This window comes from Allobosea sp. CCNWLY174 (genome assembly GCF_037120455.1).
Classification (GTDB): Bacteria; Pseudomonadota; Alphaproteobacteria; order Rhizobiales; family Beijerinckiaceae; genus Allobosea; species Allobosea lupini.
Window position 1 is genome coordinate 78,332 of sequence record NZ_JBBBBQ010000014.1, and the last position, 15,958, is coordinate 94,289.

Sequence of the window (15,958 nt, forward strand, 5' to 3'; positions counted from 1 at the left end):
CGATCACTTCGGCAGCGCCTTGATCTCCTTGTCCCACTTGGTCAGCAGCCGGACCCGCTCGGCCGAGGAGCCGTATTTGACGAAGTCGTACTTGATCAGCTTCATGTCCGACATCTTCGGAGCCTGGGCCGGAACGGGCGCGTTCTTGTTCGAAGGCACCTGATAGGACTTGGCCGGTGCGGCGAGCGCCTGGGCGGCCGGGGTCAGGGCCCAATCGTAGAACTTCTTGGCGTTGTCGAGATTACGCGCGCCCTTGACGATCGACATCGAGCCGATCTCGTAGCCTGTGCCCTCGCAGGGGGCGACGGCCTTGATCGGGTCGCCCTGCACGGCGAAGACGACGGCGTCATGGATGAAGACGATGCCGACGGCGGTCTCGCCGAGGCTCGCCGCCTTGGCCGGGGCGGCGCCCGACTTGGTGTACTGGCTGATGTTCTTGTGCAGGGCCCTGAGATAGTCGAAGCCCTTGTCCTCGCCCATCAGTTGCACGACCGTGGCGAGCAGGTTGTAGGCGGTGCCCGAGGAGTTGGGGTCTGCGACCTGGACGTCGTCCTTCAGCTTTGGATCGAGCAGGTCGGCCCAGCATTTGGGCTCGTTGAGGCCCTTGGCCTTGATCTGCTGGGTGTTGTAGCCGAAGCCGAGAGCACCGGCATAGATGCCGACCGAACGCTTCTTGGCGGCCTCCCACTGGGCCAGCGCCCATTCGTGCAGGTCCTTGTTGGCGGGCGATTCGTATTCCTGGGTCAGGCCTTCCTCGGCCGCCTGCAGATGCGGGTCGCCGGTGCCGCCCCACCAGATGTCGCCGCGCGGATTGGACGATTCCGCCTTGAGCTGGGCGTAGATCTCGCCGGCGGACTTGCGGGTCATCGCGACCTTGATGCCGGTTTCCTTCTCGAAGGCGCCGCTCATGGCGCGGCACCATTCCTCCTGCACGCCGCAATACATGACGAGCGAGCCCTGGGCCTGGGCCGGAGCGGCGGCGAAGGCCGCGCTCGCGGCGGCGGCGAAAAGTCCGGCGCGAAGCCAGTGGTGTTTCTGCATGGTCTTCCTCCCGATATCTGGTTCTGTCTGTTCTTGTTGGGTCGATAGTGACCGGTCGTCGGCAAAGATCAACGGCTATTGTGCCGGCTTACTATTCCGGTGATGCGTTCCAGCTCGGCCGTCAGCTCCGGGGTGCAACATAGCACCGGGTTGCCGGCCTTGATCGCATCGCCCGCGAAGAAGTCGTTGACGTCGGCGCCGGCCTCGGTCGCGATCACCAGTCCGGCAGCGACGTCCCAGGCATTGATGTGCAGTTCGGCATAGGCTTCGGTACGGCCGATCGCGACATGGCAGAGGCCGAGCGCGCCGGAACCGGAGCGCTTGACCGAGGCGCCGGCGGCGAAGCCGCGGCCGACCGTGGCGAGATAATCCTCGGTGGGGATGCGGGTCGACCAGCCGAATTCGAAATAGGCGCGGCGGATGTCGGCGGTGCCGGAGACCTTGATCGGCTCGCCGTTCATGGTCGCGCCACGGCCGCGGCGGCCGAGATAGACCTCGCCCAGCGCCGGGGCCGAGATGATGCCGATCTCGGGAATGCCGTTGAGCAGCAGGCCGATCGAGATGCACCAGGTGCGATCGCCGCGGGCGAAGTTCGAGGTGCCGTCGATCGGGTCGATGATCCAGACCGCATCGGCGGCTTCGCCGCCGCCTTCCTCGCCGATCACCGCATCGCTCGGGAAGAGCACGGCAAGGCGCTCGCGCAGGAAGGTCTCGACCGCACCGTCGGCGACAGTGAGCCAATCCTGCGCGCCCTTCATGCTGATGCCGAGGCTGTCCTTGCGGCCGAAATAGTCGAGCGCCAGGCGGCTCGCCTCGTCGACGAGACCGAGCACGGCGTATTGGCGCAGGTCGAGTTCGGCTGGCGTCATCACAGCGATTCCAGCGAGACGGCGACCGGCTCGCCGGTGCGACGGGATTCTGTCGCAGCGTCGGCGAGAATCTGGGCCTTCAAGCCGTCGAGGCCGGAAGGAGAGGGCGCGCGCTTGTCGCGGCAGGCGGTGACGAAGGCGTCGAGCTCGGCGCGATAGGCCGCGGCATAGCGCTCCAGGAAGAAGTTCTGCACGGGGTCGGCGCGGAAGCCGGCGCCGGTCGCGATCTCGACCGTGGTCTCGTGGATGTTGCCGGCGCGCAGCATGCCCTTGGACCCGTGGACCTCGATGCGCTGGTCGTAGCCGTAAGTGGCGCGGCGCGAGTTCGAGATCTGGGCGATGCGCCCGCTCGCGGTGCGCATCAGCACGGCGGCGGTGTCGACGTCGCCGGCCTGGCCGATCGCGGGATCGACCAAAGCCGCGCCGAGTGCGAAGACCTCGACCGGCTCCTCGGCGAGGAGAAAGCGCGCCATGTCGAAATCATGGATCATCATGTCGCGGAACAGGCCGCCGGAGCGCTTGACGTACTCGACCGGGGGCGGGCCGGGATCGCGCGAGATGACGCTGACGATCTCGATCGCGCCGGCTTCGCCGGCGCGCAGGCGCCCTTCGAGGGCGGCGAAGTTCGGGTCGAAGCGGCGGTTGAAGCCGATCATCAGCGGCTTGCCGGACTTCGAGACGACCTCGAGGCAGCGGCGGATGCGGCCGGCGTCGAGATCGACCGGCTTCTCGCAGAACACGGCCTTGCCGGCGGTGACGGCGGCCTCGATCAGGTCGGCATGGGTGTCGGTCGGCGTGCAGATCACCACGGCGTCGATGCCGCCATCGGCGAGGATCGCCTCCGTGCTCGCGACCCTGGCGCCGGACGCCTGGGCGAGCGAGGCGGCTGCCTCGGCGGACGCGTCGGAGAGCGCGACCAGTTGCGCATCGGCACGCGCCGCGACGTTGAGCCCGTGAATGCGCCCGATGCGGCCGGCGCCCAGCAATCCAAATCTCATCACGTCCGTGGTCCTGCGGTTCGAGAATGCTCCGGCGGCTCAGTCGTGCGCGCCGAGAATGGTCTGGTCGAAGTCGATATTGGCGCCCGTCATCAGTCCCGATTCGGCCGACGCCAGATAGGCGACCGCCTTGGCGACCTCGCGCGGATCGATCAGGCGGCCGAAGGGGCGGCCGGCCTCAGCCTTCTCCAGCCAGCCATCCTGCGCATCGTGGCGCAGGCGCATGATCGCGTCCTCGCCGGGCGTCGCCATCCAGCCGATATTGAGACCGTTGACGCGGATGCGGTCGGCTAATAGCCCGTAGGCGGCGTTCTTCGTCAGCGTCGCCAGCGCGCCCTTCGAAACGCTGTAGGCGGCGAGGAAGGGCTGGCCGCCATGGGCCGACATCGACTGGATGTTGACGATCGAACCCCGGATATCCTGCCTGCGCATCAGGGTCGCGGCGTCCTGGATCAGGAAGAAGGGCGCGGAGAGGTTGACCGCCATGATCCGGGCATAGAGCTCGGGGCTCGTATCGAAGATCGTGCCGCGGTCGGTGTCGCCGGCGGCGTTGACGAGGATGTCGAGGCGCCCGAAAGCTTTCTGCGCGGCCGGGATGATCCCGCGGACCGCTTCGAGATCGGCAAGATCGGCGGCGTGGAAGAGGGCGTGGCAGCCGGAGGCCTTAAGGTTGCTGGCAACCGCCTCGCCACGCTCGCGGTTACGGCCGGTCAGGACGAGGCCGGCAGCGCCGCGCGCGGCGAATTCGCGAGCGATCGCCTCGCCCAGGCCCTGGCTGCCGCCGGTGACGACGGCGACCTTGCCGTCGAGGTCGCGGCGAAAGTCGGTTGGCTCGGACAACGTATGTCTCTCCCTGCGATGCCATTGTCACAATGGCACATTATTTTTATTGCGCTTGACTAATGGAACAAACATTCCATTCTCTGGCGGCGCAAGTCAAGGCCGCGAGAGCCCCTGTTCCCGATGACATCGCCAGTGCAGCAGGAAACGCCTAAGGACGATTTCGACGGCTTCGTCGCCCTGCTGCGCGAGCGGGGGGCGAGCCTGCCGAAACGGCTGCGGCAGGTCGCAGATTATGCGCTCGCCAATCCCGACGACATGGCGTTGAGCACGGCGGCGCAGGTGGCACAGCAGGCCGGCGTGCAGGCTTCGACGCTGGTGCGCTTTGCCCAGGCGCTGGACTATTCCGGGTTCAGCGAATTGCAGCAGCTCTTCCGCTCGCGGCTGCGCCAGCAATTCCCGGATTATCGCGACCGGCTGGCGGCGCTGCGCGACGAAGGCGCGGCCGGGCCGAACATGGCGCAGGTGCTGCTGGACGGCTTCGTCGAGGCCAGCCGCAGCTCGCTGACGCGGCTGCAATCGACCGTGAAATATCATGACGTCGACCGGGCGACCGACCTGCTCGCCGGGGCGGAGACGATCATCCTCATCGGCGCGCGCCGGATGTTCGCGGTAGTGTCCTATCTCGCCTATGCGTTCGGCAAGCTCGGCATCCGGGCGGTGCTGGTCGACAACATCGCCGCGCTCGGCCCCGAGCAGGCGGCGATCGCGCGCGAGGGCGACGTCGTCGTCGCCGTCAGCTGTGCGCCCTATACGCCGACGACGGTCGGAATCGCGGCGCAGGCCCATGCCAAGGGCATCCCGGTGATCGCGATCACCGATAGCGCGCTCAGCCCGCTCGCCCAGCATTGCTCCCTGTGGCTCGAGGTCGAGGAGGCCGATTACGGCGCCTTCCGCTCGATGTCGGCCACTTTCGCGCTCGCCATGACGCTCGCCGTCGGCACCGCAGAGAAAGCCCGCCCCGATGCCTGAACCCGTGCTCGACCTGATCTCGATCGGCCGCTCCTCGGTCGACCTTTATGGCCAGCAGATCGGCGGCCGGCTCGAGGACATGGCCTCGTTCTCCAAGGCGGTTGGTGGCTGCCCGACCAATATCGCGATCGGCACCGCCCGGCTCGGGCTGAAATCGGCGGTGATCACCCGCGTCGGCGACGAGCAGATGGGCCGCTTCATCCTGGAGCAGTTGCAGCGCGAGGGCGTCGAAACCAGGGGCGTCGTCGTCGATCCCAAACGCCTGACCTCGCTCGTGATCCTCGGTGTGCGCGACGAGAAGACCTTCCCGCTGATCTTCTACCGCACCGATTGCGCCGATGCGGCGCTCGACGAGAGCGAGATCGACGAGGCCTTCATCGCCTCGGCCAAGGCGGTGGTTGTCACCGGCACGCATTTCGCCATTCCGAACGCCGCCAAGGCGCAGCGAAAGGCGATCGCGCTCGCCCGCAAGCATGGCCGCAAGGTCGTGTTCGACGTCGACTACCGGCCCAATCTCTGGGGCCTTGCCGGGCATGGCGCCGGCGAGGAGCGCTATATCCGTTCCGACAGCGTCACCCAGCATCTCCAGGCGATCCTGCCGGAGTGCGACCTGATCGTCGGCACCGAGGAGGAATTGCACGCCGCTGGCGGCTCGGAGGATACGCTCGCCGCGATCCGCAACATCCGCGCGCTGAGCCAGGCGACGATCGTCTGCAAGCGCGGGCCGATGGGCTGTGTGGTTTTCCCAGGAGCCATCCCTGCCTCGATCGAGGACGGGATCAAGGGGCCGGGCTTCCCGGTCGAGGTCTACAATGTCCTGGGCGCCGGCGATGCCTTCATGTCGGGCTTCCTGCGCGGCTATCTCAGCGACGAGCCGATCGAGACCTGCTGCACATGGGCCAATGCCTGCGGCGCCTTCGCCGTCTCGCGCCTGCTCTGCTCGCCGGAAAGCCCGACCTTCGCCGAATTGCAGTTCTTCCTGAAGCATGGCTCGCCGCACCGGGCGCTGCGCCATGACGTGGCGATCAACCATGTCCATTGGGCGACGACGCGCCGGCCGCAGGCGGCGACGCTGATGGCGCTCGCGATCGACCACCGCTCCCAGATCGAGGCGATGGCGGACGAGGCCGGCGTGCCGCGCGAGCGCATCGCAGCGTTCAAGCGGCTCGCCGTCGATGCCGCGGCGCGGATTGCCAAGGGTGCCGAGGGCTTCGGCATGCTGCTCGACGGGCGCCATGGCCGCGAGGCGCTATTCCGCGCCGGCGATCACGGTTTCTGGGTCGCACGGCCATTGGAGGTGCCGGGCTCGCGACCGCTCAGGCTCGAAACCGATGCCGATGGTTCGCTCGGTGCGGTGCTGAACGAGTGGCCGGTCGACCATGTCGTCAAGGTGCTGGCCTTCTATCATCCCGACGACGACGCGGCGCTGAAGGCCGAGCAGGAGGCGACCTTGAAGCGCGTCGCGCTCGCCTGCCGGCAGGTCGGCCGCGAGCTGCTGGTCGAGATCATCTGCTCGAAGAACGGTCCGGTTGGCGACGACACCATGGCGTCAGTCATGCGCCGGCTCTACGACATCGGCATCAAGCCGGATTGGTGGAAGCTCGAGGGGCAGCCGAGCGCAGCGGCCTGGGCGGCGGTCGATGCCGCGATCGCCGAGAACGATCCCTATTGCCGCGGCGTCGTGCTGCTCGGGCTCGACGCGCCGCTGCCGGAGCTGGAGGCTGCGTTCCGGCTGGCGCAGACCGCCAGGACGGTGAAGGGTTTCGCGGTCGGGCGCTCGATCTTTGGCGAGGCGGCGCGCGGCTGGCTCGCCGGCAAGCTCGACGACGAGGCCGCGACCGCGATGATGGCCGAGCGCTTCGGCCGGCTGGTCGACGCCTGGCAAGCGCGCTGAGGAGACAGGTCATGAGCACGATCAGGCTCACCATGGCGCAGGCGCTGGTGGCGGCGCTTGCCGCGCAGAAAACGGTCGTTGGTGGCCGCACATTGCCGCTCTTCGCCGGCGTCTGGGCCATCTTCGGCCATGGCAACGTCGCGGGGCTCGGCGAGGCGCTGCATGGTGCGCGCGACATCCTGCCGACATTGCGCGCGCATAACGAGCAGGCGATGGCGCATTCCGCGATCGCCTTCGCCAAGGCCTCGCGCCGGCGCCGGATGATGGCAGTGACGAGCTCGATCGGGCCGGGCGCTACGAACATGGTGACGGCCGCCGCGGTCGCGCATGTCAACCGCCTGCCGCTGTTGCTGTTGCCGGGCGATGTCTTCGCCGGCCGCCGGCCCGATCCGGTGCTGCAGCAGATCGAGGATTTCGGCGACGGCACCGTCTCGGCCAATGACTGCTTCCGCCCTGTTTCGCGATATTTCGATCGGATCACCCGGCCGGAGCAAATCATCCCCGCCTTCGAGCGGGCGATGCAGGTGCTGACGGATCCGTCGGAATGCGGGCCGGTGACGCTGGCGCTGTGCCAGGACGTGCAGACGGAAGCCTATGACTACCCGGAGAGTTTCTTCGCCGAGCGGATCTGGCAACCGCGCCGGACGCGTCCGGACGAGCAGGAGTTGGCGCAAGCGGTCGCGCTGCTGAAGGGCGCGAAGCGACCATTGGTCGTCGCCGGCGGCGGCACGCTCTACAGCGAGGCAGAAGGCGAGCTCGCGCGCTTCTGCCTGGCGCACGGCATTCCGAGCGCGGAGACGCAAGCCGGCAAGAGCGCCTTGCCGCATGATCACCCGCTCAATCTCGGCGCGATCGGCGTCACCGGCACTGGCGCGGCCAACGATGCCGCGAAGCATGCCGATGTGGTGCTCGCGGTCGGCACGCGCCTGCAGGACTTCACCACCGGCTCGCGCGCACTCTTCGCCGATCCCGAGTGCCGGATCATCGGGCTAAACACGCAAGCCTTCGATGCCGGCAAGCATGGCGCGCAGCCGCTGATGGCCGATGCCAAAGCTGGCCTCGCCGAGCTGGAAGCCGCACTGGCGGGGTGGAAGGCGCCGGCAGGCTGGAACGCGCAGGTGCAGGCGTCGCGTGATGCCTGGCTTGAAACCGCTGCGCGTTACACTGCGATGAGCAACCAGGCCCTGCCAAGTGACGCACAGGTTGTCGGCGCGGTGCAGCGCCAGAGCCGGACGAGCGATGTCGTGCTCTGTGCCGCCGGCGGCCTGCCGGGCGAATTGCACAAGCTCTGGCAGGCCGGCGCGCCCGGCGGCTACCATATGGAATACGGCTATTCCTGCATGGGCTACGAGATCGCCGGGGGCTTGGGGGCCAAGCTCGCCGACCCGGCGCGCGAGGTCTTCGTCATGGTCGGCGACGGCTCCTATCTGATGATGAACTCGGAGATCGCGACCTCGGTGATGCTCGGGGTCAAGCTGACCATCGTCGTGCTCGACAACAGGGGCTTCGGCTGCATCAACCGTCTGCAGAACGCGACCGGCGGCGCCTCCTTCAACAATCTCCTGCGCGATACCCGCCACGAGACGCTGCCGGAGATCGATTTTGCCGCGCATGCCGGCGCGATGGGCGCGATCTCGCGCAAGGTCGCCGGTTTGGCTGAACTCGAGACCGCACTGGCGGAGGCGCGCGGCCATGATCGTACCAGCGTCATCGTCATCGATACCGATCCGCTGATCTCGACCGATGCCGGCGGGCATTGGTGGGAGGTGGCGGTGCCCGAGGTCTCGGTACGCGACGAGGTCAAGGCAGCGCGCAAGCGCTATGACGGCGCGCTTGCCGCGCGCGACAACTGATCAAAGAGGACGACATGCCTATCCGTATCGGCGCCAACCCCATCGGCTGGTCGAATGACGATCTGCAGGACATCGGCGGCGCGACGCCGCTCGAAACCTGCCTGGCCGAGGCCCGCGAAGCCGGCTTCGTCGGCATGGAACTCGGCCACAAATTCCCGCGCGAGCCCAATGCGCTGAAGGCGGCGCTCGATCCGTTCGGCATGGCCTGTATCTCCGGCTGGTATTCGGCCGAATTGCTGAAGCGCGACGCTGATGAGGAGATGAAGCATTTGCGTGCCCATCTCGACCTGCTCAAGGCGATGGGCTCGACCGTGCTGGTCTTTGCCGAGACCTCGAACGCGATCCATGGCGACCGCTCGAAGCCTTTGTCGCAGCGGCCGGTGATGGCAGCCGGCGATTGGGAGCAGTTCGGCCGCAGGATCACCGAGGTCGCCGAGCGCACGCTCGCCGAGGGCGTCCGGCTGGTCTACCACCACCATATGGGCACCATCGTCGAGAGCGAGGCCGACATCGACGCCTTCATGGCCGCGACGGGCGAGGCGGCGCATCTCCTGCTCGATACCGGCCATGCGACCTGGGGCGGGGCCGACCCGGTCAAGCTCGCGCAGCGCTACCGTGCCCGCATCAGCCATGTCCATGCCAAGGATGTGCGCAAGGGCGTGATGGAGCAGGCGCGCAAGGAGGACTGGAGCTTCCTCGACGCCATCCTCGGCAAGGGGCAGGAACTTGGCGTCTACACCGTGCCGGGCGACGGCATGGTCGACTACCCCGCCGTCTTCAAGGCGCTGCCGGGCTATTCCGGCTGGGTCGTGGTCGAGGCCGAGCAGGATCCGCAGAAGGCGCATCCGTTGACCTATGCCAAGAAGGGCGTCGCCCATCTCAAGCAGAGCCTGAAGGAGGCCGGGCTCGCCTGAGCCTGGACGCGAGCGATGTCGAAGCTGCTGGTCAAGCCGCAGGCGCCCGATGCCGAGGGGCGCATCCATGAGGTCACGCCCGAGACGGCCGGCTGGGAGCATGTCGGATTCGCCGTGCACAAGCTGGCCGCCGGGCAGAGCCTGTCACGTGAGACCGGGGACAGGGAGCATTGCCTCGTCCTGCTTTCCGGCAAGGTCGCGGCCAGCGCCGGAGGACAGGATTTCGGGGTGATCGGCGGGCGTTCCTCGCCCTTCGAGCCCGATCCCTGGTCGCTTTATGTGCCCGCTGGCTCGAACTGGAGCCTCACCGCACAGGGACCATGCGAGCTTGCGATCTGCTCGGCGCCGGGTGCGGCCGGGGCGCGGCCTGCCCGCATCATCGGCCCGGCCGATGTCGGTTCGCTGACGCGCGGGGAGGGCAGCAACACCCGCCATGTCCGCAACATCCTGCCGGAGACGGAAAGCGCCGACGGCCTGCTCGTCGTCGAGGTGATCACGCCTTCGGGGTGCTGGTCGAGCTATCCGCCGCACAAGCATGATCAGGACAATCTGCCGGCGGAATCGCTGCTGGAGGAGACCTATTACCACCGGCTCGACCCGCCGCAGGGCTTCGGCTTCCAGCGCGTCTATACCGACGACCGCTCGCTCGACGAGACCATGGCGTTCTCGGATGGCGATGTCGTTCTGGTGCCGAAGGGCTACCACCCCGTCGGCGCGCCGCATGGCTACGAGCTCTATTATCTCAACGTCATGGCCGGGCCGAAGCGGGTCTGGAAGTTCCACAACGACCCTGCGCATGAGTGGATGCTGAAGGCGTGAGCGAGGCGACCGGGATCGAGCTGATCGGCGACGAGGATCTCGCCTATCTCAGGAGCCGCACGGCCTTCGTTGCAGGTGCCGGAATGGCGCTCGACGATAGCTACCGCCTGGCGCATCTGCCGCTGATCGACCCTGCCCATCCCAAGGCGATCGCGCGCAAGGACGGCACGCATTACGACAACGGTCGGCACCCGCCGATCTATTCACTGGTGGTGCCGACGCTGGGCTTGCAGGTGGCGCCGGCTTACCAAGAGCTGGAGCGCGAGCTGCGCGCGTCGCCGTTCGCGGGCAAGATCGCCTGGGACATCGTCAGCCGGCGGCAGGCGAAGCTGCATGCGACGGTGTGCAGCTCGCTGTCGGTCGGTGCGCCGCCGGTGATCGATCCTGCCGCGCTCGATGCGCTGTCGCGCATCGGGCCCGTCGCAATGGAACTGCGCGGCTTGTTCTCGGGCAACGTCAATCGCGGCCGGCTCTATCTGCGACTGTACCCGGAACGCCGCGACGGGCAGAACATGCTCCACCTTCTCCAGCGGGCGCTCGGGCGGCCGACCAGTGATCTCTATGTGGTCGGCATCTGGAACCTGAGCGACGATCTCGACGTGGCCGAGACTGCAGCGCTCGCCGGTCTGATCGAGCGCTGGTGGGACAGGCCGATCCTGCGCTTCACAGCCGACAGCCTGTGGCTGATGGGGGCCAGCGACGACCTCGTGCTCGACTCGCAGATCGTCGAGACGCTGAGCCTGACATAGGCTGCGTCTCGTCCTTGGCGCCGTTCCGGCTTGCCTTGCCGGCCTGACAGGTCTACCTCGCGGCCATCGCTTTCTGCCGCCGCTCGCGCGGCTCCGCGATCTCTCGGCCCGCCATCGAGCGCTGCGGCCGGGCAGATCGCTCAACCGACAGGACTGAACCATGGCCCGCAAGAAATCAAAGCCGCTCGACGCGGCCTTCGTACTGTTCGACGTGTTCTATGAGGACGGCTCGCGCAGCTCCAATCGCCGCGTCCCCACCGAACTGCTCGGCGGGATCGATGGCGACGATCCCGCGCTGGAGGCAATTCAGGAGCAGGACCGCGTGATCGCCGAGAGGTCGGGCAAGCCGCCGCTGACGATCCGGAGTGTGGTGCGGGCCGGCGATGCCGAGAAGCAGGCGGCTCGCCAGGCGGAGAAGGCCTCGCGCCGGGGCTGAGCCGCCCAGTCGATCGGTTACCGCTTGGCCCGGCGGCGGGCGGCAGGTTGCGACTGGCCGCTGCTGCCGCTGCTGCTCAGAAGAGAGCCGATCACGTAGAGCGCCAGTCCGACGCCGACCACAGCGGCAAGGGGCTCGCGCTCGCCGCGACGCATGAGCATCTGGCCGCCTTCACGGGCGTAATCGCGGCCCATGTCGAGATATTCCTGCCCGCGGCTGGCATAATCGCGGCTGCGATCGAGCTGTTCGCGGCCACTGCCGACGAGATCGCGCCCGGCGCGCAGCGCCTGGTCGCTGTAGTCGCGCAGCATGCGTGTCCAGCCTGATGTGTCGGGTTGCCAGCTCGACCGGCGTGGCGTCATCGCCCAGGCGAGCAGGCCCACACTGACCGCGCCGATGGCAAAGGCCGCGAGCGGGTGGCGGTTGACCGTCTCGACTGCCGCCTCGCCGGTTTCCTGGGCATAGCGGCCGGCGTCGCGCAATGTGTCGCGGGGATCGATCTCGGCCAGCTTCTCCTTGGCCCGTCCATAACCGTCCTTGACGGTTTCTGCCGTGCGGTTGGCGAGGTCTGCGGCCCGAGCCGCGACGCTACCCGTCGCACGGTCGATCTCATCCTCGTGCGAGGGTACGTCCGGCGGCAGGCGCTTGTCGTTGTCCATCGTTCGACTCCATGGGCTCGAATGGCTTCATGGTCGAAACGAAGGAGCGGCGGTAGGGTTCCGCCGCCGATCGCGTTTAGCGCACCGCCCGTCGCGTGGTGCGAGCCACTGTCGGGCCGGTGACGGCGCCGGCAGCCCCGCCCACGACGGCACCGACCGGCCCGGCGACGACCGCGCCGGTTCCAGCACCGACGGCCGCGCCGCCGATACGCTCTTCCGTGGTCGAGCAGGCGCCCAGACCCATGGCCATGACGGCAAGGGCGGCGAGAGTGAATGTCTTCATGGCTTGATCCTCTTTAAATGACCGGGCTGTAAACGCTCGACACGCCAAGAAGTTGCCGCAAGGCAATGGCAGAGATTCCCGGCGTTGGTTAAGCTCGCTGCGGCGAGCTCGATTCATCGCCCAGGGAGACTGCACATGAAGACGCTTCTGTTCTCCACCGCCCTTGCTTTGATGACCATGGGCCTTGCCGGCGCGCCGGCCTCGGCCCTGACGATGAAGGAGTGCAGCGCAAAGTATCAGGACGCCAAGAAGGCGAACACGCTGAAGGGCCAGAAGTGGAACGATTTCCGCAAGGCCAACTGCGCCGACGACGACGCCTCCGAGAACGATGCGGCCGCGGCGGTGACGGACGCTCCGGCGGCGACGCCGGCTGCGGCGACCCCGGCGAAGCCCGCGGGCAAGGCCAAGGCCGCGGTGTTCCCGAAGGCAGTCGCGACGAAATATTCGGATGAGACCGCCGGCCGCGCGCGCCTCAAGACCTGCGCCGACCAGTACAACGCCAACAAGGCCGCCAACGCCAATGGCGAGTTGAAGTGGATCGAGAAGGGCGGCGGCTATTGGAGCCAGTGCAACGCCAAGCTGAAGGGCTGAGCAGAGATTAGCGTGGCGCGCCCGATTTCCGGGCGCGCCTGCATCTCGACTTTATGAGTGCCGGGCCGTCTCAGGCTTTGCCGACGCTGCCATAGACCATCCGGCCCTTGTGGAAGGTGGCGCTGCGCGCCGGAATGCGCGCGACCGCCTCGGCGGAGCAACTCGCGCCGACCAGCGTGAAGCCGGCGGTGTCGCCGACCTTCGGCCAGGCGCGCTTGCCCTCGTCGTCGAGCGGCAGGACGCCGCCAGTAGCGATGGCGAGCGAGCGCGACAGACGGAATTCGTCCGAGTTCCGATAGACCTGCGCGTAAAAGTAGGACCGCTCCAGCATGTCGCCGCTGCCGAAGGGCGACCAGTGGTCGATCACACTGTCGGTGCCGGTCATCACGAAGACGCCCTTGTCCTGCAATTGCGGCAGCGGCATCGTCAGGGCGCCGAGCGGCACGGTCGAGGCGATCGTCATCTTCTGGGCCGAGAGACGCTGGATCGTCTCCGCCTGCAGGCCGGGCGCCATCGTCGCCAAAGCGAAGCCATGGCTGATCGTCACCTTGCCGCGCAAGGCCGGATTCTTCTCGACCATGTCGATCATGTAGGTGATGGCGGCAGCCCCCGACGGGCCGGTCTCGTGAAGGTGGATGTCGACGCCCTTGCCGGTGTCGAGCGCGATCTGGAACATCGCGTCGAGCGATTTCTCCATCGCCTTGTCGACATTGGTCGGATCGAGCCCGCCGACATAGTGCACGCCCATCTTCATGGCCTCGCGCATCAGCCCGTCGACCTTGGAGTGCAGCAGGCCGTGCTGCGGGAAGGCGACGATCTCGCAGGAGAAGTCGTCGCGGTGCTTTTCGAGCGCGAGGAGCAGGTGCTCCAGGCTCTTCAGCCCGCTGATTGGGTCGATGTTGCAATGGCTGCGGGCGGTGGTGGTGCCCTTCGATTGCAAGAGGGCGATCAGGCTCTCGGCGCGCTCCTGCGAGGTCGGCAGCAGCTTGGGGATCAGCTTCTCCTCCAGCGCGATCATGTCCATGATCGTCTTGCCCTGGCGCGGGCGCGGCGCCTGCCAGGGGCCGCCATAGAAGGTCTTGTCGAGGTGGATGTGCATGTCGCGCATCGCCGGGAGCGCCAGCTGGCCGCCGGCATCGTAGCGCGGAAGCGCGGCGGAAAGGGGGGCGCCGGCCGGATGCAGGGCGGCGATCGTCCCGTTCTTGATCTCCAGCGTGTAGAGCCCGGTGCGGGTGCCGACCACGATCTCGCCGTCATAGTCGAAGCCGTCTTCGAGCCGGACGCCACCAAGATAGTAGTGGCGGTCCGTCAATGTGGTGATGCCGGTCTTGGCATCGTCCTTCCCAGCCTTAGCGGGCGCTGCCTCTACGCTACCGGCCAAGCCGATAATCGCGGCTGACGTGGTGAGCTGGCCGGTCTGCATGAGAAAGCCCCTGCGGCTCTGGTGCGGCACGCTGCCCATGGTGTTTCCCCGATCTGACTGTGAGCTCGTGGCTCCGATCTACGGGACGAGGGCAAGCATTGGCAGCGATGTTTGCCCATGATGATCATTCGATTCGGCAATGATCAATGCGTTCAAGTCGATAGCCAGCAATGAGCGCCAGAGATCGCGCTATGGCTGGAGGCCGCAGAAGCCAGCCAGTGCCCCGGCGAGGGCCGCGGTCGCACTCGGGGCATTGTCGCGATAGTAGAGCGCCAACTCGAAGCCGGTCACCTCCGGCAGGCCTTCAGCAGCCCCGAGCACGCGGTGGCCTTGCCGCCGGCAGCTCGCGGGAAGCAGGGTCAGGCCGAGACCGGCGGCCGAGGCGGCGACGAGGGCTGCCAGGCTCGTGCTGGCGTAGCTGACGCGCCAGCGTATGCCGAGGCCGTCCAGCGCCTCGCACAGTTCCTCGCGGTAGAGCCCGTTGAGCGGGAAGACCGCCAGCGGCACCGGCGCACGCTCGATGGCGGGGTGGGCCAGGCTGTCGAGCCAGACCAGCGGCTCGGGTCGCGCGGCGCGCGGTGGCTGGCGGCGGCGCTGCTTGACCAGGACGAGGTCGAGCTCTTCGCGCTCATAGGCGCTGTAGAGATCGGCGCTGAGGCCGCTGGTGACGTCGAGCCGCAGATGCGGCTCCGCCAGACTGAACTGCGCGAGCAAGCCTGCGGTCGGCACGGTGAAATCCTCGGGCATGCCGAGCCGCAGGACACCGTCGCGCCAGAAGCCGGTCAGCGCGTCATGTGCCTCTTCGTGCAGAGCGAGGATGCGCCTTGCATAGCTGAGCAGCCGGCTGCCCTCCTCGGTCAATTGCACCTGATGCGGACTGCGCTCGAACAGAGGCTTGCCCAGCATCTCCTCCAGCCGCCGGACCTGCTGGCTGACGGTCGATTGCGATAGCGAGACCCGCTCGGCGGCGCGCGTGAAACTCATGCTCTCACAGACCGCGACGAAGCTCTGCAGCAGCTGCGGGTTGAACATGGGGTAGCGGGTCATCGTCGCGCTGCCGGGCGGTTCGAGGCGGATCGCCCGATACTAGGCAGCACAAGCGCCGGCAGCCAAGGCGAGGCCATCGCTCAAGCGGCTTCAGCGGCATGATTTTGGGAGATCAACGATCAGTCGTTAGGCCTGGTGGAGCGGACCCTCAACCCGCTTGCCTTGCTATTTCAAGCGACCGGCATCAAGCCCCAACGGCCCCCGAAATTTGACCTCTGATCTACGATCAGAGCGCGGGAAGCCGTCTGCTCGGTGCCTGTCCGGAAACGGCAGGACATGGACCTCGGGAAGCAGGGAAGTGGGAAACAGGCGCCACGCAAAGAGCCGACACGACCTGTCGCCGTAAGGGTGACGGAGGAGGAACGGAGCCGCCTTGTCGCAGAAGCGGGGAAGCGGACGCTGGGCGAATATATCCGCACGCGTCTCTTCAACGGCGAAAACCGTCCCCGCCGCTGGCAGGAACCGACCACCAACGCCCGGCAGCTCGCACATGTGCTCGTGACGTTGCCCCTCGGTCCTAATCCAGTTTGAAGTTCGTTCTGGCCCCGCAAGAGGACCAGGACATGAAAC

Annotated in this window: 16 protein-coding genes; 8 read left to right on the forward strand and 8 right to left on the reverse strand. The window is 67.3% G+C overall.

The window, feature by feature from the left end; all coding sequences use genetic code 11:
- Positions 1-3 precede the first annotated feature (3 nt).
- The 4 genes from V7S63_RS27130 to V7S63_RS27145 all read right to left on the reverse strand — a co-directional run bounded on the left by V7S63_RS27130 (position 4) and on the right by V7S63_RS27145 (position 3,748).
- A complete protein-coding gene (locus V7S63_RS27130; RefSeq protein ID WP_091836615.1) occupies positions 4-1,041 on the reverse strand; it encodes an ABC transporter substrate-binding protein in 1,038 nt (345 codons plus the stop codon).
- A gap of 68 nt (positions 1,042-1,109) precedes the next feature.
- The gene (locus V7S63_RS27135) at positions 1,110-1,910 is read right to left on the reverse strand and encodes an inositol monophosphatase family protein (RefSeq protein ID WP_336532605.1); all 801 of its coding nucleotides are present in this window, start codon (positions 1,908-1,910) and stop codon (positions 1,110-1,112) included.
- Positions 1,910-2,911 (reverse strand): inositol 2-dehydrogenase, encoded by a 1,002-nt coding sequence (gene iolG, locus V7S63_RS27140; protein ID WP_336532606.1) that lies wholly within the window; start codon positions 2,909-2,911, stop codon positions 1,910-1,912. Before iolG ends, V7S63_RS27135 begins: the two co-directional genes overlap by 1 nt.
- Before the next feature lie 36 nt (positions 2,912-2,947).
- Complete coding sequence (locus V7S63_RS27145) at positions 2,948-3,748, reverse strand: SDR family oxidoreductase (protein ID WP_336532607.1); 801 nt, start codon at positions 3,746-3,748, stop codon at positions 2,948-2,950.
- Positions 3,749-3,871: 123 nt separating this feature from the next.
- Here V7S63_RS27145 and V7S63_RS27150 point away from each other — a divergent pair, with 123 nt between their 5' ends.
- From V7S63_RS27150 to V7S63_RS27180, 7 genes are all read left to right on the forward strand, one after another.
- Positions 3,872-4,720: a MurR/RpiR family transcriptional regulator gene (locus tag V7S63_RS27150; RefSeq protein ID WP_100963653.1), complete on the forward strand. Its 849-nt coding sequence runs from the start codon at positions 3,872-3,874 to the stop codon at positions 4,718-4,720.
- Positions 4,713-6,614, forward strand: a complete 1,902-nt coding sequence (locus tag V7S63_RS27155) for a bifunctional 5-dehydro-2-deoxygluconokinase/5-dehydro-2-deoxyphosphogluconate aldolase (RefSeq protein ID WP_336532608.1) — start codon at positions 4,713-4,715, stop codon at positions 6,612-6,614. The genes V7S63_RS27150 and V7S63_RS27155 overlap by 8 nt, the downstream gene beginning before the upstream one ends.
- Positions 6,615-6,625: 11 nt before the next feature.
- Complete coding sequence (gene iolD, locus V7S63_RS27160) at positions 6,626-8,467, forward strand: 3D-(3,5/4)-trihydroxycyclohexane-1,2-dione acylhydrolase (decyclizing) (RefSeq protein WP_336532609.1); 1,842 nt, start codon at positions 6,626-6,628, stop codon at positions 8,465-8,467.
- A gap of 14 nt (positions 8,468-8,481) precedes the next feature.
- Positions 8,482-9,381 carry a myo-inosose-2 dehydratase gene (gene iolE / locus V7S63_RS27165; RefSeq protein ID WP_336532610.1) on the forward strand — a complete coding sequence of 300 codons (900 nt, stop codon included), beginning with the start codon at positions 8,482-8,484 and terminating at the stop codon, positions 9,379-9,381.
- A 15-nt stretch (positions 9,382-9,396) separates the two neighbouring features.
- Positions 9,397-10,200, forward strand: coding sequence for a 5-deoxy-glucuronate isomerase (gene iolB, locus V7S63_RS27170; RefSeq protein ID WP_336532611.1), 804 nt, complete (start codon positions 9,397-9,399; stop codon positions 10,198-10,200).
- A complete protein-coding gene (locus V7S63_RS27175; protein WP_336532612.1) occupies positions 10,197-10,949 on the forward strand; it encodes a hypothetical protein in 753 nt (250 codons plus the stop codon). The genes iolB and V7S63_RS27175 overlap by 4 nt, the downstream gene beginning before the upstream one ends.
- 160 nt (positions 10,950-11,109) lie before the next feature.
- The gene (locus V7S63_RS27180; RefSeq protein WP_091836594.1) at positions 11,110-11,385 is read left to right on the forward strand and encodes a hypothetical protein; all 276 of its coding nucleotides are present in this window, start codon (positions 11,110-11,112) and stop codon (positions 11,383-11,385) included.
- A 17-nt stretch (positions 11,386-11,402) separates the two neighbouring features.
- On the opposite strand, the gene V7S63_RS27185 is transcribed toward V7S63_RS27180, so the two are convergent.
- Positions 11,403-12,044 carry a hypothetical protein gene (locus V7S63_RS27185; RefSeq protein WP_091836592.1) on the reverse strand — a complete coding sequence of 214 codons (642 nt, stop codon included), beginning with the start codon at positions 12,042-12,044 and terminating at the stop codon, positions 11,403-11,405.
- A gap of 76 nt (positions 12,045-12,120) precedes the next feature.
- Complete coding sequence (locus V7S63_RS27190; protein WP_091836590.1) at positions 12,121-12,327, reverse strand: hypothetical protein; 207 nt, start codon at positions 12,325-12,327, stop codon at positions 12,121-12,123.
- Between the two features lie 135 nt (positions 12,328-12,462).
- Here V7S63_RS27190 and V7S63_RS27195 point away from each other — a divergent pair, with 135 nt between their 5' ends.
- Positions 12,463-12,918, forward strand: coding sequence for a hypothetical protein (locus V7S63_RS27195; RefSeq protein ID WP_091836588.1), 456 nt, complete (start codon positions 12,463-12,465; stop codon positions 12,916-12,918).
- 70 nt (positions 12,919-12,988) lie between these two features.
- On the opposite strand, the gene V7S63_RS27200 is transcribed toward V7S63_RS27195, so the two are convergent.
- Both V7S63_RS27200 and V7S63_RS27205 read right to left on the reverse strand, forming a co-directional pair.
- Entirely contained in the window at positions 12,989-14,341 is a 1,353-nt protein-coding gene (locus tag V7S63_RS27200; protein ID WP_336532613.1) for an amidohydrolase family protein, read from the reverse strand.
- Between the two features lie 189 nt (positions 14,342-14,530).
- Positions 14,531-15,388 carry a LysR family transcriptional regulator gene (locus tag V7S63_RS27205; RefSeq protein WP_336532614.1) on the reverse strand — a complete coding sequence of 286 codons (858 nt, stop codon included), beginning with the start codon at positions 15,386-15,388 and terminating at the stop codon, positions 14,531-14,533.
- Positions 15,389-15,958 lie beyond the last annotated feature (570 nt).

Excerpts from the sequence above, each read along its gene's own strand:
- V7S63_RS27190 (WP_091836590.1), bottom strand. The coding sequence starts at position 12,327 with ATGAAGACATTCACTCTCGCCGCCCTTGCCGTCATGGCCATGGGTCTG.
- iolE (WP_336532610.1), top strand. The coding sequence starts at position 8,482 with ATGCCTATCCGTATCGGCGCCAACCCCATCGGCTGGTCGAATGACGAT.
- V7S63_RS27150 (WP_100963653.1), top strand. The coding sequence starts at position 3,872 with ATGACATCGCCAGTGCAGCAGGAAACGCCTAAGGACGATTTCGACGGC.
- iolB (WP_336532611.1), top strand. The coding sequence starts at position 9,397 with ATGTCGAAGCTGCTGGTCAAGCCGCAGGCGCCCGATGCCGAGGGGCGC.
- V7S63_RS27200 (WP_336532613.1), bottom strand. The coding sequence starts at position 14,341 with ATGCAGACCGGCCAGCTCACCACGTCAGCCGCGATTATCGGCTTGGCC.
- V7S63_RS27185 (WP_091836592.1), bottom strand. The coding sequence starts at position 12,044 with ATGGACAACGACAAGCGCCTGCCGCCGGACGTACCCTCGCACGAGGAT.
- iolD (WP_336532609.1), top strand. The coding sequence starts at position 6,626 with ATGAGCACGATCAGGCTCACCATGGCGCAGGCGCTGGTGGCGGCGCTT.
- V7S63_RS27180 (WP_091836594.1), top strand. The coding sequence starts at position 11,110 with ATGGCCCGCAAGAAATCAAAGCCGCTCGACGCGGCCTTCGTACTGTTC.
- V7S63_RS27205 (WP_336532614.1), bottom strand. The coding sequence starts at position 15,388 with ATGACCCGCTACCCCATGTTCAACCCGCAGCTGCTGCAGAGCTTCGTC.
- V7S63_RS27155 (WP_336532608.1), top strand. The coding sequence starts at position 4,713 with ATGCCTGAACCCGTGCTCGACCTGATCTCGATCGGCCGCTCCTCGGTC.
- V7S63_RS27135 (WP_336532605.1), bottom strand. The coding sequence starts at position 1,910 with ATGACGCCAGCCGAACTCGACCTGCGCCAATACGCCGTGCTCGGTCTC.
- V7S63_RS27195 (WP_091836588.1), top strand. The coding sequence starts at position 12,463 with ATGAAGACGCTTCTGTTCTCCACCGCCCTTGCTTTGATGACCATGGGC.
- V7S63_RS27130 (WP_091836615.1), bottom strand. The coding sequence starts at position 1,041 with ATGCAGAAACACCACTGGCTTCGCGCCGGACTTTTCGCCGCCGCCGCG.